Raw genomic sequence first — 24,464 nt, forward strand, 5'->3', positions numbered from 1 at the left:
GACTGTCCTCCGTTTACGTCGGGTTCACAGGTACGGGGCGACCTCGGCCCCGAACGCGGTGATCTGGTCGATGAGTTCGGAGCGGCTCCGGCAGCGGAACCGGACCTGGATCTGGTCGACGCCCATCGTCGGGTAGGCCCGCACGGACTCGGCGAGGGCCTGCGGCGGCCCGGTGAGAGTGCGGCGCCCGACGTTCCAGGCGGGCGTGCCCACGTACAGGGGCTCGGTGATCGCGCCGACGGTGAACGGCTCCTCGACGCCGGCCTCGGCGCGCAGCCGCCGGATGCGTTCGATCTGGGCGGGGAGCCGGTCCCTCGGGTCGCCCTGGGGGAGCCAGCCGTCGCCCTTGAGCGCGGCGCGGCGCACGGCGGCCGGGGAGGAGCCGCCGACCCACACGGGGACGCGGGCCTGGGCGGGGCGCGGCCGCTGCCCGAGCCCCTCGAAGTCGTACGCCTTCCCGTGGTGCGTGGGGAACTCGTCGGGCCCGAGGGCGGCGCGCAGGGCGTCGATCGTCTCGTCCAGGACCGTGCCGCGCCGCTCGAAGTCGGCGCCCAGCGCCTCGAACTCCTCCCGTACGTGCCCCGCGCCGACCCCGAGGACCAGCCGGCCCCCGCTGAGGTGGTCGAGGGTCGCGTACTGCTTGGCCGTGACGAGGGGGTGGCGCAGGCCGACGACGGCGACGTGGCTGAGCAGGCGGACGCGGGTCGTCACGGCCGCGAGGTGGGCGAGGGTGGCCACGGGGTCGTACCAGACGGTGCTCATGGCCTCGGCCAGCCGGCGCGGGATCGCCACGTGGTCGCAGGCGGCGACGTAAACGAAGCCGGCCCGGTCGGCGGCGCGGGCGATCTCGACGAGGTCGGCGGGTCCGGCGTCGGCCTCCCACGGTTCGGCGTACATCGTGGACTGGGACTGGACCGGGAGCTGGATGCCGTACGCGAGACTCACCGGGGGCTCCACAGGCCGTCCTCGGTCAGCCCCAGCAGCTCGATCGCGTTGCCCCGCACGATCCGCTCCACCACGTCCGGCGACAGGTGCCCCATCTGCGCCTCGCCGACCTCCCGCGACCTGGGCCAGGTGGAGTCGGAGTGCGGGTAGTCGGTCTCGTAGAGGACGTTGCCGACGCCGACGGAGTCGAGGTTGCGCAGCCCGAACGCGTCGTCGAAGAAGCAGCCGTAGACGTGGTCGGCGAACAGCTCGGACGGCGGCCGGTGGACCTTGTCGGCGACCCCGCCCCAGCCGCGGTTCTCCTCCCACACCACGTCGGCGCGTTCCAGGATGTAGGGGATCCAGCCGATCTGGCCCTCCGCGTACATCACCTTCAGGTTGGGGAAGCGCTCGAACTTGCCGCTCATCAGCCAGTCGACCATCGAGAAGCAGCAGTTGGCGAAGGTGATGGTGGAGCCGACGGCGGGCGGGGCGTCCGCGGACGTGGACGGCATACGGCTGCTGGAGCCGATGTGCATGGCGACGACCGTGCCGGTCTCGTCGCAGGCGGCGAGGAAGGGGTCCCAGTGGTCGGTGTGCACGGAGGGCAGGCCGAGGTGCGGGGGTATCTCGGAGAACGCGACCGCGCGCACCCCGCGGGCCGCGTTGCGGCGGACCTCGGCCGCCGCCAGCTCGGCGTCCCACAGCGGCACGAGGGTGAGCGGGATCAGCCGGCCCCGGGCGTCCGGGCCGCACCACTCCTCCACCGTCCAGTCGTTGTAGGCGCGCACGCACAGCAGGCCCAGCTCGCGGTCGGCGGCCTCGGTGAAGGTCTGGCCGCAGAAGCGGGGGAAGGTGGGGAAGCACAGGGCGGACTGGACGTGGTTGACGTCCATGTCGGCGAGCCGGGCGGGGACGTCGTACGAGCCCGGGCGCATCTGCTCGTAGGTGATGACCTCCAGCTTGATCTCGTCCCGGCTGAAACCGACGGCGGTGTCGAGGCGGGTGAGGGGCCGGTGCAGGTCCTCGTAGACCCACCAGTCGCCGATCGGCCCGTCGTCGCCGGGCTCGCCCATGACGGGTTTGAAGCGGCCGCCGAGGAACGTCATCTCCTTCAGCGGGGCCCGGACCACGCGGGGTCCGGCGTCGAGGAACTTCTTCGGCAGGCGGTCCTGCCAGACGGTGCTCGGCTCCACGGTGTGATCGTCGACGGAGATGATCGGCGGAAGCGGCGTGACGGCTGCCGGCGCGACGGACGACGCAACGGGCCGGGCGGCGGGCGGGGCGGCGGACGGGGCGCCGGGCCGGGCGGCGGGTGAGGTGACGGATGGGGTGACGGATGGGGTGTCGGACGGGGCGGCGGGTGAGGTGTCCATGGAAGGCACGGTAGCGCTGATCTGACGGTGCGTCAGCTAGCTGGCGGTCGGCACCCGTCGGCCGAGGTGGCCGGATGTGTCTGCCCCGAGTGTGTGAGGTCTGCGCACTCCCGTACGCCACTGTGTGATCGGCGTCTCGCGCGACTGACGGTTCCGGCATGGACAGGGCAAACTGGGCTCGGTACTTCGGATGCCTAAGGGGAGCCCTGATGGACGACCGCGCAGAGCACGGCGGCCCGCGTGTGCCGCAGCAGAGGCGCTTCGGCGCGGCCGGGGAGCCGGCCGCGCTGCGCTTCGATGTGCTCGGCCCGGTGCGCGCCCGGCGCGGCGAGGAACAGCTGGCCACCGGCAGTCCCCAGCAACGCGCGCTGCTGGCCGCCCTGTTGCTGCGCGAGGGCCGCACCGCGACGGCCGGCGAGCTGATCGACGCGCTGTGGGGCGAGGATCCGCCCTCGCAGGCGCTGGCGGCGGTGCGGACGTACGCCTCCCGGCTGCGCAAGGCGCTGGACCCGGGCGTCCTGGTGAGCGAGTCGGGCGGATACGCCGTGCGCGGGCTGGGCGAGGGCGCCCTGGACCTGGCGGAGGCGCAGGAGTTCGCGGCGGAGGCCGACAAGGCGCGGGCCGCCGGCGACCTGGGCCGGGCCCGGCAGACGCTGAACCGGGCGCTCGGCCTGTGGGACGGCGAGGCGCTGGCCGGCGTCCCCGGACCCTACGCGGAGGCGCAGCGCGTCCGACTTGAGGAGTGGCGGCTGGGGCTGCTGGAATCCCGCCTGGACATGGACCTGGAGCAGGGCTGCCACGCCGAGGCCGTGTCGGAGCTGACCGCGCTGACGGCCGCCTACCCGCTGCGCGAGCGGCTGCGCGAACTGCTGATGCTGGCGCTGTACCGCAGCGGCCGGCAGGCGGAGGCGCTGGCGGTGTACGCGGACACCCGGCGGCTGCTGGCGGAGGAGCTGGGAGTCGATCCGCGGGCGGGGCTGCGGGATTTGCAGCGCCGCATCCTCCAGGCCGACCCGGAGCTGGCCGAGCCGTCGGCGCCCGCTGCGGAACCGGCGGTGGTGCGGGTGCGTCCCGCGCAACTCCCGGCGACCGTACCGGACTTCACCGGCCGGGCGGCCTTCGTGACGGAGCTGAGCGAGGTGCTGGCGGCGGCCGGCGGCGCCGGCGCGGGCGGGGTGATGGCCGTGTCGGCGCTGGCGGGCATCGGGGGCGTGGGCAAGACGACCCTCGCCGTGCACGTGGCGCACCGGGCCCGCCCGGTCTTCCCCGACGGGCAGCTGTACGTCGACCTCCAGGGCGCCGGGGCGCGGGCGGCGGAGCCGGAGACCGTCCTCGGCGCCTTCCTGCGCGCCCTCGGCGCCGCGGAGTCGGCGATCCCGGACTCCCTGGAGGAGCGGTCGGCGCTGTACCGTTCGCTGCTGGACGGGCGCCGGATCCTGGTGCTGCTGGACAACGCGCGGGACGCCGCCCAGGTGCGTCCCCTGCTGCCGGGCACGGAGGGCTGCGCGGCGCTGGTCACCTCGCGGGTGCGGATGGTGGACCTGGCCGGGGCCCATCTGGTCGACCTGGACGTGATGTCGCCGGACGAGGCGCTGGCCCTGTTCACCCGGATCGTCGGCGAGGAGCGGGTGGCGTCGGAGCGCAAGGCCGCCCTGGACGTCGTCGCGGCCTGTGGTTTCCTGCCGCTGGCCATCCGCATCGCGGCGTCCCGGCTGGCGTCCCGTAGAACCTGGACCGTCTCGGTGCTCGCGGCCAAGCTGGCCGACGAACGGCGGCGGCTGGACGAGCTCCAGGCGGGCGACCTCGCGGTGAAGGCGACGTTCGAGCTGGGCTACGGGGCGCTGGAGCCCGCCCAGGCCCGCGCGTTCCGCCTGCTGGGCCTCGCGGACGGCCCGGACATCTCCCTGCGGGCGGCCGCCGCGGTCCTGGACCTGCCGCCGGAGGACGCCGAGGACCTGCTGGAGTCCCTGGTGGACACCTCCCTGCTGGAGTCGGCGGCGCCCGGCCGCTACCGGTACCACGATCTGGTCCGGCTGTACGCCCGGGCGTGCGCGGAACGCGACGAGCAGCCGCCCGGCGAAAGGGAGGTGGCGATGTCGCGGCTGGTGGACTTCTATCTGGCGACCGCGACGGGCGTCTACGCGATCGAGCGGCCCGGGGAGCGGGTGCTGGACCACCTGAGCCGCGGCGACTACCCGGGGCTGGTCTTCTCCGACCGGGGCCAGGCGCTGGACTGGCTGTTCAGCGAGGCGAGCGGACTGCTCGCGGCGGTGCAGCAGACCGGGTCGGCGGGCATGCTGCGGCGCGCGGCCGATCTGCTCCTCGCGGCCGTCGACCTCGGCGAGTCGGGGATCAGCTCACGCCAGTACGTGCGCGCCGCCACCGCCGTCGTCGAGGCCGCCCAACGGTCCCGGGACCCGTACGCGGAGGGCCGCGCGCGCCTGATGCACAGTCACATCCTCGGCGTGTCCGGCCAGTTCGCGGAGTCGGACCGCGAGGCGGGCGCGGCACTGACGCTGGGCCTCGCCGCCCAGGATCCCGTGGTCTGCGCCCAGGCCCCCAACCAGCAGGGCATCATCGCCCTCTACAACGGGCGGCACGACGAGGCCGAGCAGCACCTCACGAAGGCGCTGGCCGCCTTCCGCGCCGACCGGAACACGCCGGGCGAGGCCAGTGCCCTGTGCAACCTGTCCCGGGTCCATCTGGCGACCGGCCGCACCGAGAGCGCGGTGTCCCTGGCCCGGCAGGGCGTCACCATCTACGAGCGCGACGACACCGGCATGGCGCTGCGCCTGGCCAACGGGAAGTACGCGCTGGGGCTGGCCCTGACCAGCGGCGGGGAGATCACCCTGGCGCTGGAGGCGCTCACCGACGCGCTCGGCATGTTCCAGGACGCCCGGCAGCAACTGTGGCACGGCATGACGCTGTTCCGGCTCGCCGAACTGCATCTCGCCGACCACGCCCCGGCCCGCGCCGCGGCCTGCGCCGAACAGGCCCTCGCCGTCCTGCACGGCATCGGCGGGGACTGGCGGCGCGCCAACGTCCTCACGGCCCTCGGCCGCGGCCTGCACGGCATCGGCCAGTTCGACCGGGCGCGCGTGTGCTGGAAGGAGGCCCTGTCGGTGTTCGAGACGCTGCGCTCCCCGGAGGCGGCGGACGTCCGCACCCTGCTGGCCTCGGCGCCGGTGGGGTGACGGACCGCGCGGGGCGGCGTCCGTACAGCCGTGCCGGGCAGGGTCCGACGGACGCGGGGAACACTCGCCCGACGGCCACGCCGGGTGCTCGCCCGACGGCCACGCGGGGCTCGTCCGACGCCCATCCGCCGGGGCCTCGTCCGACGGTCCGAGGGGCGTCCGTCCGGCGGTTTCCGAAACGCGTTCATCGTTTGTTTATCGCCGTCCGGCAATGTCAGTTGGGCCGGACCGTCGCGTCGGGGGGCAGACGGCTCGGTACGACGGCCGTACCAGTGGGCGGGGTTCCTGTGGATCAGGCCCCGGGACACCGCCTAGGGTGAACGGCCTTGCGAGACCCGCCCGGCAATCCACGGGGGAACTGCCGGGTGGGTCTCGCCCCACTCCGCTCCGTCCCGCTTCACGTTCCTAGGAGTCATCTCATGGCCGACAACACAGGCACCGTCAAGCCCGCCGACTTCCACGCGACGAGCGAGAAGGCCGAGGCCCCGGCGGTCGTCACCGACTCGAAGCCGACCGCCGAGGCTGCCGGCGAGGAGATCACCACCAAGGACTTCCACGCCACGACCGAGCCGCTGAACAAGCCGGCCGACTTCCACGCGACCGACGAGACGGCCTGACACAGAGCCACATCGAACGGGGATCGGCCGCGGCGGCGCGGAGGGGGAGCCGTCGCGGCCGAGGCGTGTCCGCAGCCGGTCGGCTGCCCGCGGCAGGTCACGCCACCGTGTAATGCGTGTCCCCGAAGTCCGCGACGATCCTGAGCTCACCGCCCAGGGCCCGCACGTAGGAGCGCAGGGTGGCGACCTCCGTGCGATCGATCTCCCCGTGCTCGATCGCCGAGATCCGGGGGGCGGACACCCCCATGGAGTCGGCGATGTCACGCTGGGTGAGATCCTGCTCCCGGCGGAGTTCCGCAAGCTTGTAGGCCCGGATTTCGGCGAGCAGGCGGTCCTTGGCCTCCTGCTTCTCCTCCGGTGTCATCACCGGGATTCCGGCGGCCCGCTGCTGCTCGTGAACCCGACGCTTGACTTCCTCCCAGCCGACGCTGCTCATTCGTACTCCCTCGTGTCCAGCTCGCTGATGTGGTCCCGGTAGCGCTTCTCGGCAATCGGGATGTTGACCTCGTACCAACCGCTCCAGCCTCCGGCCTTGTCTCCCGCGACCAGGAGAACGGCTCGGCGTACCGCGTCGAAGGCGAAGAGAGTGCGAATCTCGGTATGGCCCGACGAACCAGGCCTCAGCTCCTTCATGTGATGCCACTCAGAGCCCTTGATCCGATCAACCAGAGGGCGGCCGAGAGCCGGACCTTCATCCGCCAGCGTGTCCACAGCGACTTCGATCTGCCTGGCACTGGCCGGGTCGGACTGCGCCAGCGCCTCGAACCAGGCTCGGCGACCAGAACCACTTCCCATTGAGCCATGGCACGGAGATTAATGCAAGCATTAAGCCCGCAAGGCGGTTCCGTGCCCGTTCACTCCCCGGTGTGACGTCCTTCCAGCCGCCGCAGCTCGCCCTTCAGGACCTTGCCGGAGGCGTTGCGTGGGAGCGTGCTCACGAACTCCACCGACCTCGGCACCTTGTAGTTCGCCATCTCGCGTCGGGACCAGGCGATCAGGTCGTCCGACGTGGACAGCGCGCCCGGCCGCCGCACCACGTACGCCCTGCCGACCTCGCCCAGGCGGGCGTCGGGCACGCCGATGACGGCGACGTCGGCCACGTCCGGGTGCAGGCCGAGGAGCTGCTCGATCTCCGCCGGGTAGGCGTTGAAGCCCCCGACGATGAACATGTCCTTGATCCGGTCGGTGATGCGCAGGTTGCCCGCCGCGTCCAGGACGCCCACGTCGCCGGTGCGCAGCCAGCCGTCGGGGGTGAGCGTCCGAGCCGTCGCCGCCGGGTCCTCGTAGTAGCCGCGCATCACGTTGAAGCCCCGGACCAGGACCTCGCCGGGCTCCCCCGGCGCCGCGTCCACCCGTACCTCGGTGCCCGGGATCGCGCGGCCCGAGGTGGCGGCGACGACCGTCGGGTCGTCGCTGCGGCGGCACATCGTGACGACGCCGCTCGCCTCGGAGAGGCCGTACGCGGTGAGGACCGTCTCCACGCCCAGTTCGCCCCGCAGCCGTTCGACGAGCCGCAGCGGCACCACGGCCGCGCCCGTCACCACCAGCCGCAGCGCCGACAGGTCGTGCTTGTCCCGGGACACGTGGTCCAGGAGCGACTGGTGCAGGGTCGGCGGCCCGGGCAGTACCGACACCCGTTCCGCGGCCACGTTCGCCAGCACCGTGTCCACGTTGAACACCGACTGCGGGATCATCGTCGCGCCCCGCATCAGGCAGGCGATCACGCCGGCCTTGTAGCCGAAGGTGTGGAAGAAGGGGTTCACGATCAGGTAGCGGTCGCCGTGCCGCAGCCCGGCCAGGTCGGTCCAGATGCCGTACGCCCGCAGGGTCTGCGCGTGCGTGATCACCGCGCCCTTGGGGCGGCCCGTCGTGCCCGAGGTGAAGACGATGTCCGACGGGTCCTCCCCGCGCACCGCGGCCGCCCGCGCCCGCGTCTGTGCCCGCCCGACCCCGTCCCCGCTCGCCAGGAAGTCCTTCCAGGCCCGGAAGTCGGCCGGGGCGTCGTCGGAGAGGACGACGACCTGTTCCAGGGCGGGCAGCCCCGGCAGCGGCCCGGTCCCGGTGGGCTCCCCATCGCCCGCCGCCCGCCGCAGTGACGCGACGTACGACGTGCCGAGGAAGGTGCCCGTCACGAACAGCAGCCGAGCCCCGCTCCGGCGCAGCACGTCCGCCGCCTCGACGCCCTTGAAGCGGGTGTTGACCGGGACCAGCACGGCCCCCGCCGACACCGCGCCCAGCGCCGCGACGATCCAGTCCAGCGAGTTCGGCGCCCAGATGCCGACCCGGTCGCCCGCCTCGACGCCGTTCGCCAGGCAGGCCGCCGCCGCCCGCTCGACCCGGGCGCCGAGTTCCGCGTAGTCGATCCGGGTGCGGCCCTCCACCACCGCCTCGGCGTCGGCGTACCGCTCGGCCGCCGCGCGCACCAGCCCCGGGATGCTGCCCCACTCCACGTCTCCGCGCATCACGTCCGCGTCGTCCGCGTCATCGCGCATCACGTCCGCGTCATCGCGCATCACGGCCTCCCTCCCTGCCAGTAGCCGAACCATTAGCTGACTGCCCGTCAGATTAGCTGTAGCCTGACGGACTGTCAGCCGCCATTTCGCATCGCGGAGGTGCGTGCAGCGTGACCCTCAAGGACGCCACCGCCATCGTCGGCATCGGCCAGACCGCGTTCGCCAAGCACCTTCCCGAGTCGGAGCGGGCCCTCGCCTGCCGGGCCGTCCTCGCCGCCCTCGACGACGCCGGGATCGACCCGGGCGAGGTCGACGCCCTCGCCTCCTACACCATGGAGGAGACCGACGAGGTCGAGCTGGCGAAGGCCGTCGGCTTCGGGGACCTGACCTACTTCAGCAAGGTCGGCTTCGGCGGCGGCGGTTCCTGCGCCACCGTCGCGCACCTCGCCGCCGCCATCGCCGCCGGCCAGGCCACCGTGGGCGTCGCCTGGCGCTCGCGCAAGCGGGGCAGCGGACCGCGCCCGTGGACCAACACATCCGTCCAACTGCCCACCCCGGCCCAGTGGACGCGCCCCTTCGGCCTGCTGCGGCCCGCCGACGAGATAGCCATGCTGGCCCGCCGCTACCTGCACGAGTACGGCGCCACCCGCGACCACCTCTTCAACGTCGCACTCGCCTGCCGCAACCGGGCCAACCGGAACCCCGCCGCGATCATGTACGACCGGCCGCTCACCCGCGAGATGTACATGTCCTCCCGCTGGATCAGCGAACCGCTCTGCCTCTACGACAACTGCCTCGAGACGGACGGGGCGTTGGCCTGTGTGATCGTCAGCAGGGAGCGCGCCCGGGACTGCCGCCGCCCGCCGGTCTACGTCCACTCCGCCGCCCAGGGCCTGCCCGCCCAGCACCACGGCATGGTCAACTACTGGAACGACGACCCGCTCACCGGGCCCGCCTGGGCGGCCGCCCGACACCTGTGGAAACACGCCGACTTCACCCCGTCCGACGTCGACGTCGCCCAGATCTACGACGCGTTCACCCCCCTGGTCCCGCTCTCCCTGGAGGGCTACGGGTTCTGCGGCCGGGGCGAGGGCGGCGCGTTCACCGAGGGGGGCGCCCTGGAGACCGGCGGACGGCTGCCCCTGAACACCGGCGGCGGCGGGCTCAGCGAGGCCTACGTCCACGGCTTCAACCTCATCAACGAAGGCGTCAAGCAGTTGCGCGGCGCCAGCACCTCCCAGGTCCCCGGCGCCGCCACCTGCCTCGTCACCGCCGGCGAAGGCGTCCCGACGTCCGCCCTGCTGCTCCGCAACTGAACGCGCCGAGGAGTCGACCCACGATGCTCACCCCCGTGCCCGACGCCGACGGCGCCCCCTTCTGGGAGTACGCCGCCCGAGGCGAACTGCGTGTCCAGACCTGCGCCGAATGCGCCGAGCCCCGCTTCCCGCCCCGCCCCTGCTGCCCGCACTGCCGTTCGTTCGCGAGCGAGTGGCGGCCGACCTCCGGACGCGGGCGGATCTGGTCCTACGTCGTCCCGCATCCGCCTCTGCTGCCCGACTACGCCGCGCACGCCCCCTACGTCGTGCTCCTCGTCGAACTGGCCGACGCGCCCCGGATCCGGCTGGTCGGCAACCTGGTGAGCGAACCCGGGGCGGCCCTCGGCTCCGTCCCGCCCGACCGGGTGCGCATCGGCGCCCGGGTACAGGCCGTCTTCGACGCGGACGGGCTTCCGCAATGGGTCCTGGAGCGCCCATGAGCGCGCCCGGGAGTGAGCCCGGGAAGGAGCCCGGGAGCGTGCCTGTGAGTGAGCCCGGGAGTGTGCGGCTGGACGTCGACGAGAAGACCGGCGTCGCCGTCGTCACCCTCGACCGGCCGGAGCGGCTCAACGCCGTCGATCTCGAGACGGCCGACGCGTTCCGGCGGATCTGGCGCGGGCTGCGCTTCGACGACTCCGTGCGCGCCGTCGTCCTCACCGGGGCCGGCGGACGGGCGTTCTCCACCGGCATCGACCGGGACGCCGTCGTGCCGCAGCCCGGGTCGCCCTTCATGCAGGACGATCCGCTGCTGACCGTCGGCCCCAAGGCGAACGACCTGTGGAAGCCGGTCGTCGCCGCGGTGGAGGGGATGGCCTGCGGGGGCGCCTACTACCTGCTCGGGGAGTGCGAGTTCGTCGTCGCGGGGGCCGACGCCGCGTTCTTCGACCCGCACACCACCTACGGGATGGTCAGCGCGTACGAGTCGGTGCTGCTCGCGCAGCGGATGCCGTACGGGGAGGTCGCCCGGATGATGCTGATGGGCAGCGCGGAACGGATGTCCGCCCGGCGCGCGTACGACGTCGGCCTCGTCTCCGAACTCACCGAGGCCGGGGGCGCGCTGCCGGCCGCCGTGGCCTGCGCCGCGGTCGTCGCCGGGTATCCGCCGGGCGGCGTCCAGGGCACCGTGCGGGCGCTGTGGTCGGCGCGGGAGGCGGCCCGCGCGACGGCGTACGCGCAGGCGCCGCACCTCATCGCGCTGGGCAACCTGCCCGCCGAGCGGCAGGCGGAGCTGTTCGCCGGGCGGCGGGGCGGGGGATTCCGGGTGCGGTGAGCGCCGTCAGGCCCTCAGGCCGCTCTCCATCAGGCCGTCAGGCGGCCGGTGCGGTCGACTCCGGTTCGCAGTGGTCGACCTTGGCTGCGTCGGCGGGGTCGGACAGGTTCACCCGGATCGTCGCCGTGTCGTTTGCCGCCACGAACTCCTCCACCGTCTGCTCCTCCAGCCGGTCGGAACCGTCGTCGAAGAAGTCGACCGTCACGGTGAAACGGCCGCCGGTCGCGTTCGGGTTGGCGATCTCGACGATGGCGTAGGGCTGAGTCCGCGAGGCGCAGCTCAGCAGCGTCACGGTGGCGTCCTGCACCGTCGGGGACGGGTCCGAGGAGCTGGAGCCGCCGGACGTGCCGCCCGTGTAGTCGTCGTCGTCATCGTCGTAGTCGTGGTACCGCGAGCCCGACGTGCCGCCGCTCGACGACGAGGACGAGCTGTCGTGGTCCTGGCTGGAGCTGCTGCATCCGCCGCCGCTGCCGTGACCGCTGCTGTGTCCGTGGCCCCGGCTGCTGGAGAAGCCGGTCAGTGCCAGTACCACCAGCACGGCCACCGCTGTGAACCTGAGTTTGTGCCCCCGTCGATCCATGCCCGCCAGCCTAGGTGCTCTCTGTCACGGCCATGTCACCGTGCGGCGACCGGCCGGTCTCCGGCGTGACGTGGCATCGCGTGACGTGGCGCGGCATGACGTCCGGGGTGGGAGCGACCGGCGGGCCGGGACTCTTCCCCTGCCCGCGCCGATCGTGCCGCGTCACCGCCCTCAGGCCGTGCGGGCCGTGCCCGTGCCCTTCTCGGCGTCCAGCGCGTACACGCAGCGGTCCTTGCTGCACGCGTACACGACGCCGTCGCGGACCACCGGGGAGCCGGTGATCTCGCCGCCGGTCGCCAGCTTCCAGCGCAGCCGCCCGTCGTCGGCCTTCAGGGTGTACAGCAGATGGTCGGTGGAGCCGAAGTGGATCCGGCCCTCCGCGACCGCCGGGGCGCCCACGATGTCGCCGCCCGCCTGGAAGCGCCACTTGGGGGTGCCCGTCACCGCGTCCAGGGTGTAGAGGCCCTTGCCGCTGCCGACGTGGACATGGCCGGCGGCCACCAGCACGGGGTCGACGGAGGAGCGGGCCTCGGTGGCGATGCGCCAGCGGTCGCGGCCGTCGGTGGCGTCGATCGCGTACACCGTGCCCAGGTAGTCGGCGAGGTAGACGCCGCCGCCGGTGACCGCGGGGCCGGGCACGAACGTCGGCGCGGACAGGAACACCGCCGGGGCCTCGAAGTGCCAGCGCACCATGCCGCTCGCCACGTCGACGGCCAGCACCCGGGTGCCGGCGGAGAGGTAGACGTAGCCGTCGGGGGCGGGGGTGACCCGGACCGGGACGCCGCCGCAGGAGGCCGTGTCGCCGATCGGGTACGACCAGCGCTCCTCGCCGGTGCGGGCGTCCAGGGCTCTGAGCCGGGCGTCCTGCCAGACGTAGACCGTGCCGTCGTGCAGTGCCGGGCCGGCCTCCGGTGACTCGAAGTCGGTCTGGCAGCCGGTGATCTCCCAGAGCTTGTGCCCGCTGGACGCCTCCCAGGCCTGGACGCCGCCGCCGCGCGTGCCGGTGACGAGCGTGCCCCGGTCGGCCTTGAGCGAGTACACCCAGGCGTCCGTGGACAGCCGCCACAGGTCGCCGCCCTCACGGGCGTCCAGCGCGAACAGGGTGGGGCCGTCGGAGGCGTGCACCCGGCCGTCGGCGACCGCCATCGACCAGGCCACGTCGCGTGTCTTGAAGCGGCGGCGGCCGGTCGCCACGTCCAGGGCGTGCACCTCGAAGGAGGTGACGTAGACGAGGTCGCCGGCGACGGACGGCGTGCCCCACACGTCGTTCGACATGCGGAACCTCCAGGGCCGCCAGCCCGCCGGGGTCTCCGCGGGCGCGGTCTGCGGGGCCGGCACGGTGGTGTCGGCGCCGTTGACGCCGGGGCGTGGGCGGGACCAGCCGGCGACCAGGCCGGGCTCGGCCACCGGCGCCTTCACCGCGGCCGTGGCCCGGACGTCGGCGACCCGCGGGCCGGGCCCGATCGGCACCGCCGCGCCCGGCAGCCGGACCGGGCCGGTGTCGGGGGCCGCGACGGGCGCGGGTGCGGGCGCCGGACGGGTGAGGACCACGGGGTCGTGGGAGGGCGGGGGCGGTACGGGCGGGGCGGCCGGCCGGGCCATGCCCACGCCCTGGCCGCCGCGGGGGTTCGGGGGTGCGGCCTTCACCGGGGGACGGCCGCCGCGGCGCGTCTCGATGAGCGTGACGGCCTTCTCGGGCAGCCACGCCGACGCCGTGCCGCTGTCGTCCGAGCCGGAGCCGAAGAGGTGGGGGGCGAGCTGGGCCTGGAGGTCGGCCGGGTTCGGGCGGGCCGTCGCCTCCATCTGCATACAGGACTCGATGAGCGGGCGCAGCTCGTCGGGCAGGCCTTCCAGGTCGGGGCCCTCGCGCAGCAGCATGAAGACCGTCTCGACCGGGTTGGCTCCGTGGTAGGGCGGGTGGCCGGTGGCGGCGAAGACGAGCATCGAGCCGAGCGAGAAGACGTCGCTCGCGCCGGTGACGCTCCGCGAGTCCTTGGCCTGCTCGGGCGACATGTAGGCGGGGGTGCCGACCGCCACGTTCGTCATCGTCAAACGTGTGTTCGAGACGCCGGATGCGATACCGAAGTCGATCACCCGCGGGCCGTCCTCGACCACGAGCACATTGGACGGTTTCAGGTCACGGTGGACCAGCCCCGCGCCGTGGATCGACTGGAGCGCCTCGGCGACGCCCGCCGCCAGCCAGCGCACCGCCTGGGCCGGCATCGGGCCGCAGTCGTTCACTATCTCCTCGAGGGAGGGCGCGGGCACGTACGCGGTGGCCAGCCAGGGCACGGCGGCGCGCGGATCGGCGTCGACGACCGCGGCCGTGTAGAACCCGGAGACCGCCCGGGCCGCCTCCACCTCGCGCGTGAAGCGCACGCGGAAGAGCTGGTCCTCGGCGAGCTCCGTGCGGACGGTCTTGATCGCCACGCGCCGACCCGAGGCCGAACGTGCCAGATAGACCAGCCCCATGCCGCCGGCACCCAGCCGTCCCAGCACCTCGAACGGCCCGATCCGCCGAGGATCGTGCTGCGTCAGCTGATCCACCACTTGCCTGCCACCTCCCCGTACGAACCGCGCCACCCACGTGTGCGCGCGGCCCCGTGCAGCGTCTCACCACCGCACCGCCATGGCGGCACGCACCCTGATTCTTCCTGGCCGGGCGGCCGGTTGCGAACCCGGGGGCAAACGGGGTGTCTCATTTCATATACGAGCAAATGACACGGCTCAACGCTGCAGCAGCGCGAACGACGCCCCTTGATTGTCTGTGACGACGGCCACGATTCCGTACGAAGCGGTGAACGGACCCGCCTGCACCCGCCCGCCGAGCCGGCTCACCGCGCCCAGCGCGGCCTCGCAGTCCCGCACACCGAAATGGACCAGGAAGTGCGGCGGCATGACCTCCGGGAAGACGTCGCCGACGGGCGCCCGCCCGAAGTCGGGCTCGGCCCGCGGGCCGAACAGCGCCTCATGGAAAAGGTGCCCGTAGAACGTGTTGGCGGCCTCGGTGTCACGCGTGTACAGCTGCGCCCACGCGAACGCGCCGGGCCGGTGCCGCACACCGAAGCCGGGGTGGCCGGCCGCCTGCCACAGACCGAAGACGGCGCCCTCGGGGTCGGCGGCCAGCGCGGCTGCGCCCGCCCCGTCGACCGGGAGCGGCGCCGTCACCACCTGGCCGCCGGCCCGCTGGATGCGACGGACGGTCGCCTCCGCGTCCGGGGTGGCGAAATAGACCGTCCAGACGGTGGGCATCCGCCCGTCCGCCTTGTGGGCGAGCCCGGCGACCCGGGCGCCGTCCAGCAGGGCCCACACCGAGGAACCGTAGGCGGCCTCGAAGTCCCATCCGAAAAGTTCACCGTAGAACCGCTTGCCCGCGTCCACATCGGGAAGCTGCGCGTCCACCCAGCAGGGGACGCCCTCTGCGTACACCGATGCCCTGTTTTCGGCCATGCAGCCAAACTAACGGCGCTTCACGCAAGCCGCAGACCAGGCACAGCCGCCTCCGCACCCCCGCGCACCCCATTTGCAGTCGGCCGAATCGCGCTCCGATCACCCCTCGGTAAGCTGACGGCATGACAGGACAAGTGCGTACCGTCGACGGCCGCGTGGCCGGTCGACGCGGGCAGGCGACGCGGCAGAAGCTGCTCGACTGCCTCAGCGAGATGCTCAGCTCCTCTCCCTACCGGGACGTCAAGGTCATCGATGTCGCCCGGAAGGCGGGCACTTCGCCCGCGACGTTCTACCAGTACTTCCCCGACGTCGAGGGCGCCGTCCTGGAGATCGCCGAGCAAATGGCCGCCGAGGGAGCCGAGTTGACCTCCCTGGTCGAGGGCCGCTCCTGGGTCGGCAAGGCGGGCTGGCAGACGGCCCAGGAACTCGTGGACGGCTTCCTGGAGTTCTGGCGGAAGAACGACGCGATCCTCAGGGTCGTCGACCTCGGCGCCGCCGAAGGCGACAAGCGTTTCTACAAACTCCGCATGAAGATCCTCAACTCGGTGAACAACTCCCTGTCGGACGCGGTCGCCGAACTCCAGTCCAAGGGCCGGGTCGACAAGGACGTGAATCCGGCCGCGGTCGCCGGCGCGCTCGTCGCGATGCTCGCGGCGGTCGCCTCGCACCAGAAGGGCTTCCAGACCTGGGGCGTCAAGCAGGCTGAACTCAAGCCGAACCTGGCGCTGTTGGTGCACCTGGGCATCACCGGCAAGAAGCCGACGAAGTAGCCGGCCGGGCCCCACTCCTCCCCTTTCACGTCCTGTCTGCCGGGCGGCGGTTCACCCAGGTGAGCTGCCGCCTGCCGCACTCCGCGGCGCCCTGCTCTGTCCCTAGGCGGGCAGCGCCCGCCCCTTCACCACGTGCTTCATCACCAGCGTCGACGTCAGCCGCTGCACACCCGGCAGGGTGGCGAGCCGCTCGTCATAGAGCCGCTGGAAGGCCGCGAGGTCGGCGGTGGCCACCCGCAGCAGGTAGTCCGGCTCCCCGAACAGCCGCTGCGCGTCCAGGACGTGCTCCACCTCGCCCACCGCCCGCTCGAACTCGGCGACCGTGTCCCGGTCCTCCTGGCGCATGGACACGAAGACCAGCGCCTCGAAGGTCAGCCCCACGGAGGACGGCTCCACCACCGCCCGGTAGCCGCTGATCGCCCCGGACCGCTCCAGCTCCCGAAGCCGCCGGTGACACGGCGAGACGCTCAGCCGCACCCGCGCGGCCAGCTCGGTCACGGTCAGCCGCCCGTCCTGCTGCAGCTCGGCAAGAATTTTCCGGTCCACATCATCCATGAGGTAGATCTTCCCCCACAGTACGTGAGACCGAGAAAACATCGGAAACATTTTCGGCCGTATCGCGCCTAATGTTCCCTCCATGGGCCCGGGAACCCTCATCTCCTTCCTCGCCGTGGACCTGCTGCTGGTCTGCGTGCCGGGCGCCGACTGGGCGTACGTGATCTCCGCCGGGCTGCGCGGCCGCTCGGCGGGCGCGGCGGTGGGCGGGCTGGTGAGCGGCTACGCGCTGCACACGGCGCTGGCGGCGGCGGGCCTCGCGGTCCTGGTCGCGGGCTCGCCCGCGGTGCTGACCGGGCTGACGGCGGCGGGAGCCACGTATCTGGTCTGGCTGGGCTGGAGCGTACTGCGGCGGCCGGGAACGCCGGACGCCGGGGAGGAGCTCGCGGCGGCCGGCCTGCGGGTGTTCCTGCGCGGGGCGACCATCAGCGGCCTCAACCCCAAGGGGCTGCTGCTGTACCTCTCCGTCCTGCCGCAGTTCCTCACCACCGGCGCCGGCCGCCTGCCGGTGGCCGCGCAGACGACCTTCCTCGGGCTGCTGCACATGGCGTGCTGCGCGGCCGTCTACCTCACGGTGGGCGTCCTGGCCCGCAGCCTGCTCCGCGCCCGCCCCGCGGCGGCACGGGCGGTGACCCGCACCTCAGGGGCGGCGATGCTCGGGATCGGCGCGTTCCTGCTGGTACAGCGCCTGGCCATGCTGTGAGCCGCCTCCGCAGGCGACACACGGACCAGGACAACCGTCGAGGCGCGGACAGGAGGGGCGCGGATCAGGCGGACGGCCGGGGCGTGATCCGGAACAGTCGGATCTCGCGCTCCACCCGCTCCTGGTAGGCGGCGTACGGCGGCCAGAACGTCAGCAGCCTCTTCCAGACCGCGGCCCGTTCCTCCCCCGTCAGCAGCACGGCCGTGACCGGGATGTTCCGGCCCTTCCAGCTGATCTCGGCGTCGGGATGAGCCAGGAGGTTGGCGGTCCAGGCGGGATGCCCGCTGCGGCCGAAGTTGGAACCGACCAGGATCCAGCTCCCGCCGCCCTCCTCGGGCATGCAGGCGAGGGGCGTCCGCCGTGGCCGTCCGCTCCGCGCGCCCGTCGCCGTCAGGATCACGCCCGGCAGCAGCTGGGCGCTGAGCAGCACCTTTCCCGGGTAAGGCGGTGCACGGCCCGGTCGAGGGCGGGTATGACATGCGGGGCGACCTTCGCGAAGGCCCGGGTCGAGGACACCTTCTGCACCGCTCTGACGCCGATCACACCGTTACCTCCGTACGTGCGAACAGTCCGGCCCGCTCGGCCGCGTGGGCGCGCAGCCGGTGCAGGGGCCCGAACAGCAGCTCGTCGCCCGCGGCCCGCTTGAAGTACAGGTGCGCCTGGTGCTCCCAGGTGAAACCGATGCCGCCGTGCAGCTGGACGCCCTCGGCGGCGGCCCGCCGCAGCGCCTCCAGCGCCTGAGCGAGGGCGAGCCCGCCGACCCGCTCCCGCCGCCCGGCGCCGCGCCCCGCGCCGTCCGGGGCCCCGGGGCGCCCAAGACCCACGCCCCCGCCCCCGCCCCCGTCGCCGTGGTCGCCGTCGTCCCCGCCTGCCGCCCAGGCGGCGTAGTACGCGGCGGAGCGGGCCGCCTGGACCTGCACGTATACGTCGGCGAGCCGGTGCTGCACCGCCTGGAAGGAGCCGATCGGCCGTCCGAACTGCTCCCGCTGCCCGAGGTACTCGACGGTCTGCTCCAGCGCCCGCCCGGCCGCCCCGACGGCCTCGCAGGCCAGGAACGCGGCGGCGAAGTCTCCTGCTTCGGCAAGGGCTTCGGGCACGTCGGCCTCCTCCGAGCCGAGCAACTCCGCTGCCACGTCCCGCAGTTGAACCCGGGCCTGCGGCCGGGTGGCGTCGAGGGCCGTCTGCCGCGTCCGTACGACGCCGGCGGCGTCCCCCCGCACCAGGAACAGCAGGGTCCGCGACCGCACGAAGCCCCCGGTGTGCGCGGCGACGAGCAGCAGGCCGGCGCTGTGCCCGTCGAGGACCTGCGCGGCCTCCCCGTACAGCCGCCAGCCGTCCCCCGACCGGCGGGCCTGCACACCACCCGCCCGCCCGCCGCCGGACCAGTCGCCGCCGCCCGGCCCGGTCAGCGCGAGGGCCGCGGCGAGGGCGGACGCGGGCACGGCGAGCGCGGCGGTGAGGGTGCCGGCGGCGATCCGGGGCAGCAGGTCGGCCCGCTGGGCGTCGGCGCCGAGGGCGAGGACCAGGGGCGCGACGAGCACGGAGGTCGCGAGCAGCGGGCTCGGCGCGAGGGCGCGGCCGGTCTCCTCTGCGGTGAGGGCGAGGTCGGTGCGGAGGCAGCCGACACCGCCGTACGCCTCCGGGAGCGCGAGCCCGGGCAGCCCGAGCTGTTCGGCGAGGGCGGCCCACAGCGCGGGGTCGTGCCCGGCCGGGGCGTCGAGGGCGGCCCGGAGCTCCGCGGGGCCGCAGCGTTTGTGGAGCAGTTCGCGCAGCGTGCGGCGGATCTCGTCCTGCTCGGCGGTGAAGCCGGGGTCCATGGCCACCCCTTCCTACAGATCTGACGGTCCGTCATATTAGGAGTTCGGCAGCGAGTTGCCCAGAGGAAGGTGGCCTCTCATGACCGTGCGGACCCGGAACGTGGCCGTCGTCGGCGTCGCACTCTCCGACTGCGGCCGGGTCGACGAGGCGACCCCGTACGCCCTGCACGCCCAGGCGGCCCGCCGGGCGCTGGCGGACGCGGGGCTCGGGCGGGAGACGGTGGACGGCTTCGCCTCCGCCGGCCTCGGCACGCTCGCCCCGGTCGAGCTGGCCGACTACCTGGGCCTGCGCCCCACCTGGGTCGACTCCACCTCGGTCGGCGGCGCGACCTGGGAGGTGATGGCGGCGCACGCGGCCGACGCGATCGCCGCCGGCCACGCGAACGCCGTCCTGCTGGCGTACGGGGCGACGCCCCGGGCCGACATCCGGGCGGGCCGCCGCGCCGGCACCTTCGCCTTCGGCGCACGCGGCCCCCTCCAGTTCGAGGCGCCCTACGGGCACACCCTGATCGCCAAGTACGCGATGGCCGCCCGCCGCCACATGCACGAGTACGGCACCACGATCGAGCAGTTGGCGGAGGTCGCCGTCCAGGCGAGGGCGAACGCGGCGCTGAACCCGGACGCGATGTTCCGCACGCCGATCACGGTCGACGAGGTGCTCGCCGGGCCGATGATCGCCGACCCCTTCACCAAGCTGCACTGCTGCGTCCGCTCCGACGGGGGCGCGGCGGTGCTGCTGGCCGCCGAGGATTACGTGCGGGACTGCCGCACGGCCCCGGTGTGGATCCTGGGGACGGGAGAGCACGTCTCGCACGCCTCGATGTCCGAGTGGGAGGACTTCACGGTCTCCCCGGCGGCGACCTCGGGCCGGCTGGCCTTCGCCCGGGCGGGACTGCGTCCGGACGAGATGGACTTCGCCCAGATCTACGACGCGTTCACCTACATGACGCTGGTGACCCTCGAGGACCTGGGCTTCTGCGCGAAGGGCGAGGGCGGCCCGCTCGTGGAGAAGGGCCGGCTGCGCGTCGAGGGCGGCACGCTGCCCGTCAACACGGACGGCGGCGGCCTGTCGGCCCAACACCCGGGAATGCGCGGCCTGTTCCTGCTGGTGGAGGCGGTACGGCAACTGCGGGGCGAGGCGGGCCCCCGCCAGGTGCACACCCGCGACGGCGACCTGCCCCGCCTCGGCGTCGCCTCCGGCACCGGAGGCTGGTTCTGCTCCTCGGGCACGGTGGTGCTGGGCCGGGGGTGAGGCGGTCACCGCTCCGGTGAAAAAATCCCCGTGGCCGGCAAGGGCCTTGCTGGCAGTCTTCTCGCCATGTCCGCACGCAACCGAAGACTGCCCAGGCACCGCGCCTGGCCGCTGACCACCACCGACGTCGACGAGGGCATCGGCGACTGCCTGGCCCACGTCGGACAGTTGAGATTCCTCACCGGGCCGGACAGCGGCACCATCGTTCTGGGCGCCGTCTGGACCGCCCCGATCCCCTCCAACTACGGCGCCGGCATCCATCCCGACGCGGCGGGCATCGGTATCGACGTCCACCCGGTGGACGCCGGCGCACGTGCCGCCACCCGCGCTCTCCTGCGCGAACAGGCCCTCCCCCAGCTCCGCGCATGGGTCATGCGGGCGATCACCGCCGACGAGACCTGGCAGCTGACCCGGCACGGGCGTTACTGGCACCTCTCCGACGGCCGCCTCACCCACCGCGACGAGGCGTGAACCGGGTCCGATGAACGGGGTCCGGTGAAACGGGTCCGGTGCACCAGCTCCGGAAACAACCGGAAACAAGTCGCCGGGGCGCGGCAACCTTTTCCGGGGCGGCGACCACTGACGGGTGGATGCCTTCGGTCTTCGGTTTTCGATCTCGTCTCGGAGGTTTCCAGGTCCGGGAGGTCGTCTTCCGGACGTGGTTCGCCGAAACGCGTAAGGATTCCTCCCGTGGCAGCTTCCTCGCACCGACGCTCCCGCCACCCCGGCCGGCGTCCGGTCCGCGTCCCCGTGGTCGCCGTGGTGGCCGTGGCCGCCGTCGCGCTCGTCGTGTCCCTGGTGGTGGCCTTCCGCCCCGGCGGCGGGAGCGACGACGTCCGGGAGGCGGGCACGCCCGTCGCCGGCGCCCCGGTGGGCGGGCCCGCGAAGGCCACGCCGACGACGCCGACGACGTCCGCCTCTCCGACACCGTCCACGTCGACGTCCCCGAGTCCGAGCCCGAGCCCGACCGCCGGCGGGAAGACGACTCCCCCGGCCGCCCCGCCCGCACGGCGCCCGGCCGAGGCCGCCGCGCCCGCCGCCCGGGCGGCCTCCGGCGCGGGTCCGCTCGCGGGACGGATCCGACCCGGCGCCTCCTACGACGGCGTCGCCACCTCCTACGACGCCGGCGACGGCAGCGGCGCCTGCTCCTTCGGCCCGACCTCCGACGTGATGACCGCGGCGATGAACACCGCCGACTACGAGACGTCGAAGGCGTGCGGCGCCTATGTGGCGGTCCGCGCGGCGGGTGGGGCGTCCATCACGGTCCGCATCACCAACGAGTGCCCGGCGCCCTGCGCGCCCGGTCAGCTCGACCTCAGCCGGCAGGCCTTCGCCAAGCTCGCCCCGCTCGTGGCGGGCCGCATCCCGATCACGTGGAGCCTGCTGAGCCCGGCCACGTCGGAAACGATCGCGATCCGCTACAAGACCGGTTCCACCCAGTACTGGTGCGGCATCCAGGCGATCGGCCACCGCAACCCGTTGGCCCGGCTCGAGGTCCGCAGCGGCGGCTCCTGGATCCGGCTGGCGCGCACGGACTACAACTACTTCCTCTCCGAGCAGGGCACCGGCTGCGGCGGCGCGATCCGGCTCACCGACATCTACGGGGAGCGGCTGACCGTCGAGGGGATCGCCGTCCGGCCGGAGGCGGTGCAGTCGACCCGGGTCCAGTTCGCCCGGCACTGACCGGATACTCGGTGCATGGCCAAGGACCTTCACGAACTGCTGAGGACGCTGCGGGTGTGGGACCCGGAGGTGACGGAGCTGCCGCCGTTCGACCCGGCGTCGGCCCCCGACGACCCGCTGTCCCTCTTCACGCAGTGGTTCGCGCGGGCGGTCGCGGCGGGCGAGCGGGAACCCCACACGATGACCCTGTCGACGTCGGACGAGGAGGGCCTGCCCGACGCCCGGATCGTCATGCTGCACGGCGCGGACGCGGCCGGCTGGTCCTTCGCCACCCACGCCACCAGCAGCAAGGGCCGTCAGCTCGCCGCCCGCCCGTACGCGGCCCTCACCTTCTACTGGCCGGTGCTGGGCCGCCAGGTCCGGGTTCGCGGCCCGGTCACGTCCGCCCCCTCCGAGGAGGCCCAGGCCGACCTGCACGCCCGCTCGACCGGCGCGCTGGCCGCCGCCCTCACCGGACGGCAGAGCGACGTCCTGACCTCGGCGGAGGAACTGGCGGCGGCGTCGGAGGCCGCCTGGGAACACGCCCGCTCCCACCCGACGGCCAAGTCCCCGACCTGGACGCTGTACCGGCTGCGCCCGGACGAGGCCGAGTTCTTCCAGGGCGACCCCGCCCGCCGCCACACCCGCCTGCGCTACCACCGCACGGACGAGGCGTGGTCCACAGACTTGCTGTGGCCCTGAGGCCGCTTTCAGGATCGGTCGGTTGCACGCGGGTGCCCGGTCCCGGCGAAAACGATCCAGCAGGTGTCGCGGGACGTGTCGAGGAGGTGCCAGACGCGCCCGGCCCCGGTCACCTCTATCTGCCACTGCTGGCAAGTCCGCCCTCGGTGGGTGCCGTGGGCCAGACTGCCCTTGAGACGGTGATGCCGGGGTGTCTCGGCGGCCGGTGCGGGATCGGTCCGCATGGTGGTCCAGGCGCGAAAGGTGTTCTCGCGCGCCTGCTGCGCCAGGTTCTACCAGCCCTTCGCCGAGGCCCCGTCGGCGAAACGAACCTCCCAGTGGCCATCAGGTGCCGGTGGTGCGACGCGGTCTCCACGGCCCGCACTCACAGGCCCTCCCGCGGATCCGTGGCCGGGCCGTAGTCCTCCGTGTGGTTCCTGGTCAGCGCGGCCAGCAGTTCCGGGTCCGAGTGGACCTCGGCCGTGTGCTCCCAGGCGACGAGCAGCTGCGCGACGGACGCACTGTTGCGCACGGAGTCCGCGGCCCGCATGGTGTCGACCAGTTCGACGGCGAACGCGTGCACGTCGGCCTCGGGCAGGAAGCGGATCCAGGGGAAGGCGTCCGGCAGTATGCCCAGCAGAAGTTCCATGCTGCCGGGCTCTCGACGGGCCAACGCGGCAAGCATCCGCGTCGCGGCCGACACCACGGTCTGGTCCTGCTCGGCCCGGGTAGCGGTGGTGAGAACGAGATCCTCCCCGTCTCTGCGGTGCAGCAGCAGCCGAGGCGACTCCTTGAGCCGAGCGAGCGTCTGCCTGTTCTTGTTGACCAGTTCGGAGAAGTTCACGGCGGCGTTTTCGGTGGGCATGTCTTCGAAAGTACTTCGAAACTCCGGCCCTCGCCATAAAACCGCGTCTCCCCTCACCCGAACGAAGGAGGGAACGCGAGACGCCAACGGCCCCTACCCGAACGCGTACACCGCGAAGTCCGTCACCGGGCGGTAGCCGATGCGCTGGTAGAGGCCGTTGCTCGTCGGGTTGGCGAGGTCGGTGAAGAGGAGGACCTCCGCCGCCCCGGCGGCCTGCGCGGCGCGGCTCACCTCGACCGTCGCCGCGCCCGCGTAGCCACGGCCGCGCAGTGCGGGCGGCGTGTAGACGGGGGCGACCCGTACCTGACCGGCGACCTGCGGGGTGGCGCCGGACATGGCGACGGGGGTGCCGTCGGGCGTCTCCCAGAGGGTGATCCCGCCGTAGGCGATCCGGGAGTCGGCCCAGGCGCCGGCGTCCTGGCCGTTGTACGCCCCCGTGTCGTCCATGAACGCGTCGTGCCAGCGGATCAGCAGGTCTCGGTCGGCGGCGGCGGCGACCCGCGCCCAGCCCGCCGGAACCGCTCCGGGAGACGTCAACTCACCCAGCCGGTACAGGCGTTGCCGCTCGACGAGCTGTGACTCGACGCCGGTCCTCCGGCTCCAGGCCGCCGCGAAGAAGGCGGCGGTGTCGCGGTCGGCGGACACCCCGGGAAGACGGTGACCGTCGGCGGCCAGCCGCTCGGCGAGGGATTCGGCCTCGCCTTCCGTCAGGGACGTGATGTTGAGCCGGTGCGGGGGCGTGCGGAAGAACACCCCGCGCACGTCACCGGCCGCGTCCAGCGTGCCGAAGAGCGGGTCTGCCGGACCGTATATGTGCGGGCCCCTGCGGCGCAGGCTGTCGGCGACGGTCAGCGGGACCGTGTGCAGGGCGGGGCGGGAACGCAGGAACTCGCCGGCGCGCCCGAGGAACGCGTCGAGGTCGTGGGTGAGGTGCCAGTCGTCAGGTCGCATGGCCCATCGTGCCGCGCGAAGGCCGCTC

At 73.3% G+C, this 24,464-nt stretch carries 23 protein-coding genes and 1 pseudogene; 11 read left to right on the plus strand and 13 right to left on the minus strand.

Annotated features, from left to right (window positions below; all coding sequences use genetic code 11):
- Positions 1-24 precede the first annotated feature (24 nt).
- Together QA802_RS18590 and QA802_RS18595 are read right to left on the minus strand one after the other, a co-directional pair.
- Positions 25-945 carry an LLM class F420-dependent oxidoreductase gene (locus tag QA802_RS18590; protein ID WP_334523933.1) on the minus strand — a complete coding sequence of 307 codons (921 nt, stop codon included), beginning with the start codon at positions 943-945 and terminating at the stop codon, positions 25-27.
- Entirely contained in the window at positions 942-2,300 is a 1,359-nt protein-coding gene (locus QA802_RS18595) for an amidohydrolase family protein (RefSeq protein ID WP_334523935.1), read from the minus strand. Before QA802_RS18595 ends, QA802_RS18590 begins: the two co-directional genes overlap by 4 nt.
- 209 nt (positions 2,301-2,509) lie before the next feature.
- Between QA802_RS18595 and afsR the strand changes: the two genes are divergently transcribed.
- Positions 2,510-5,494 carry an SARP-family global regulator AfsR gene (gene afsR, locus QA802_RS18600; protein ID WP_334523938.1) on the plus strand — a complete coding sequence of 995 codons (2,985 nt, stop codon included), beginning with the start codon at positions 2,510-2,512 and terminating at the stop codon, positions 5,492-5,494.
- A gap of 419 nt (positions 5,495-5,913) precedes the next feature.
- Complete coding sequence (locus QA802_RS18605; protein ID WP_334523940.1) at positions 5,914-6,111, plus strand: hypothetical protein; 198 nt, start codon at positions 5,914-5,916, stop codon at positions 6,109-6,111.
- A gap of 97 nt (positions 6,112-6,208) precedes the next feature.
- On the opposite strand, the gene QA802_RS18610 is transcribed toward QA802_RS18605, so the two are convergent.
- From QA802_RS18610 to QA802_RS18620, 3 genes are read right to left on the minus strand one after another with little or no spacing between them, the layout of a single operon-like run.
- The gene (locus tag QA802_RS18610) at positions 6,209-6,547 is read right to left on the minus strand and encodes an XRE family transcriptional regulator (protein ID WP_334523943.1); all 339 of its coding nucleotides are present in this window, start codon (positions 6,545-6,547) and stop codon (positions 6,209-6,211) included.
- A complete protein-coding gene (locus tag QA802_RS18615; protein ID WP_334523946.1) occupies positions 6,544-6,906 on the minus strand; it encodes a type II toxin-antitoxin system RelE/ParE family toxin in 363 nt (120 codons plus the stop codon). Before QA802_RS18615 ends, QA802_RS18610 begins: the two co-directional genes overlap by 4 nt.
- A gap of 59 nt (positions 6,907-6,965) precedes the next feature.
- Positions 6,966-8,573, minus strand: coding sequence for a FadD3 family acyl-CoA ligase (locus QA802_RS18620; protein WP_334534734.1), 1,608 nt, complete (start codon positions 8,571-8,573; stop codon positions 6,966-6,968).
- A 161-nt stretch (positions 8,574-8,734) separates the two neighbouring features.
- Between QA802_RS18620 and QA802_RS18625 the strand changes: the two genes are divergently transcribed.
- From QA802_RS18625 to QA802_RS18635, 3 genes are read left to right on the plus strand one after another with little or no spacing between them, the layout of a single operon-like run.
- Entirely contained in the window at positions 8,735-9,880 is a 1,146-nt protein-coding gene (locus QA802_RS18625) for a lipid-transfer protein (RefSeq protein ID WP_334523949.1), read from the plus strand.
- Between the two features lie 23 nt (positions 9,881-9,903).
- Complete coding sequence (locus tag QA802_RS18630) at positions 9,904-10,320, plus strand: Zn-ribbon domain-containing OB-fold protein (RefSeq protein WP_334523952.1); 417 nt, start codon at positions 9,904-9,906, stop codon at positions 10,318-10,320.
- 38 nt (positions 10,321-10,358) lie between these two features.
- The gene (locus QA802_RS18635; protein ID WP_334523955.1) at positions 10,359-11,150 is read left to right on the plus strand and encodes an enoyl-CoA hydratase/isomerase family protein; all 792 of its coding nucleotides are present in this window, start codon (positions 10,359-10,361) and stop codon (positions 11,148-11,150) included.
- Positions 11,151-11,187: 37 nt separating this feature from the next.
- Here the strand turns inward: QA802_RS18635 and QA802_RS18640 are convergent, their stop codons facing one another.
- The 3 genes from QA802_RS18640 to kbpA all read right to left on the minus strand — a co-directional run bounded on the left by QA802_RS18640 (position 11,188) and on the right by kbpA (position 15,180).
- Positions 11,188-11,730: a hypothetical protein gene (locus QA802_RS18640; protein WP_334523958.1), complete on the minus strand. Its 543-nt coding sequence runs from the start codon at positions 11,728-11,730 to the stop codon at positions 11,188-11,190.
- A gap of 171 nt (positions 11,731-11,901) precedes the next feature.
- Positions 11,902-14,280 (minus strand): protein serine/threonine kinase AfsK, encoded by a 2,379-nt coding sequence (gene afsK / locus QA802_RS18645; RefSeq protein WP_334523961.1) that lies wholly within the window; start codon positions 14,278-14,280, stop codon positions 11,902-11,904.
- A 177-nt stretch (positions 14,281-14,457) separates the two neighbouring features.
- Positions 14,458-15,180: an AfsK-binding protein KbpA gene (gene kbpA / locus QA802_RS18650; protein WP_334523964.1), complete on the minus strand. Its 723-nt coding sequence runs from the start codon at positions 15,178-15,180 to the stop codon at positions 14,458-14,460.
- 134 nt (positions 15,181-15,314) lie between these two features.
- Between kbpA and QA802_RS18655 the strand changes: the two genes are divergently transcribed.
- A complete protein-coding gene (locus QA802_RS18655; protein ID WP_334534736.1) occupies positions 15,315-15,950 on the plus strand; it encodes a TetR family transcriptional regulator in 636 nt (211 codons plus the stop codon).
- A 102-nt stretch (positions 15,951-16,052) separates the two neighbouring features.
- On the opposite strand, the gene QA802_RS18660 is transcribed toward QA802_RS18655, so the two are convergent.
- A complete protein-coding gene (locus tag QA802_RS18660; protein WP_319166519.1) occupies positions 16,053-16,505 on the minus strand; it encodes an Lrp/AsnC family transcriptional regulator in 453 nt (150 codons plus the stop codon).
- 82 nt (positions 16,506-16,587) lie between these two features.
- Here QA802_RS18660 and QA802_RS18665 point away from each other — a divergent pair, with 82 nt between their 5' ends.
- Positions 16,588-17,208, plus strand: a complete 621-nt coding sequence (locus QA802_RS18665; RefSeq protein WP_334523968.1) for a LysE family translocator — start codon at positions 16,588-16,590, stop codon at positions 17,206-17,208.
- Between the two features lie 64 nt (positions 17,209-17,272).
- Here the strand turns inward: QA802_RS18665 and QA802_RS18670 are convergent.
- Positions 17,273-17,751 (minus strand): annotated as a pseudogene (locus QA802_RS18670) (nitroreductase/quinone reductase family protein).
- Positions 17,748-19,025, minus strand: coding sequence for an acyl-CoA dehydrogenase family protein (locus tag QA802_RS18675; RefSeq protein ID WP_334523971.1), 1,278 nt, complete (start codon positions 19,023-19,025; stop codon positions 17,748-17,750). The pseudogene QA802_RS18670 and the gene QA802_RS18675 overlap by 4 nt, the downstream one beginning before the upstream one ends.
- 79 nt (positions 19,026-19,104) lie before the next feature.
- On the opposite strand from QA802_RS18675, the gene QA802_RS18680 reads away from it, so the two are divergent.
- From QA802_RS18680 to QA802_RS18695, 4 genes are all read left to right on the plus strand, one after another.
- Positions 19,105-20,277, plus strand: a complete 1,173-nt coding sequence (locus QA802_RS18680; protein WP_334523974.1) for a thiolase C-terminal domain-containing protein — start codon at positions 19,105-19,107, stop codon at positions 20,275-20,277.
- Between the two features lie 66 nt (positions 20,278-20,343).
- Positions 20,344-20,748 (plus strand): hypothetical protein, encoded by a 405-nt coding sequence (locus QA802_RS18685; protein WP_334523977.1) that lies wholly within the window; start codon positions 20,344-20,346, stop codon positions 20,746-20,748.
- Positions 20,749-20,967: 219 nt separating this feature from the next.
- Positions 20,968-21,960 carry an expansin EXLX1 family cellulose-binding protein gene (locus QA802_RS18690; protein ID WP_334523980.1) on the plus strand — a complete coding sequence of 331 codons (993 nt, stop codon included), beginning with the start codon at positions 20,968-20,970 and terminating at the stop codon, positions 21,958-21,960.
- A gap of 15 nt (positions 21,961-21,975) precedes the next feature.
- A complete protein-coding gene (locus QA802_RS18695; protein WP_334523983.1) occupies positions 21,976-22,641 on the plus strand; it encodes a pyridoxine/pyridoxamine 5'-phosphate oxidase in 666 nt (221 codons plus the stop codon).
- Positions 22,642-23,005: 364 nt separating this feature from the next.
- Here QA802_RS18695 and QA802_RS18700 read toward each other — a convergent pair whose 3' ends face one another.
- Both QA802_RS18700 and QA802_RS18705 read right to left on the minus strand, forming a co-directional pair.
- On the minus strand, positions 23,006-23,485 hold the full coding sequence (locus tag QA802_RS18700; RefSeq protein WP_334523986.1) for a hypothetical protein: 480 nt from the start codon (positions 23,483-23,485) through the stop codon (positions 23,006-23,008).
- A 93-nt stretch (positions 23,486-23,578) separates the two neighbouring features.
- The gene (locus tag QA802_RS18705) at positions 23,579-24,436 is read right to left on the minus strand and encodes a GNAT family N-acetyltransferase (protein WP_334523989.1); all 858 of its coding nucleotides are present in this window, start codon (positions 24,434-24,436) and stop codon (positions 23,579-23,581) included.
- Positions 24,437-24,464 lie beyond the last annotated feature (28 nt).

The organism is Streptomyces sp. B21-105 (genome assembly GCF_036898465.1).
GTDB lineage: Bacteria > Actinomycetota > Actinomycetes > Streptomycetales > Streptomycetaceae > Streptomyces.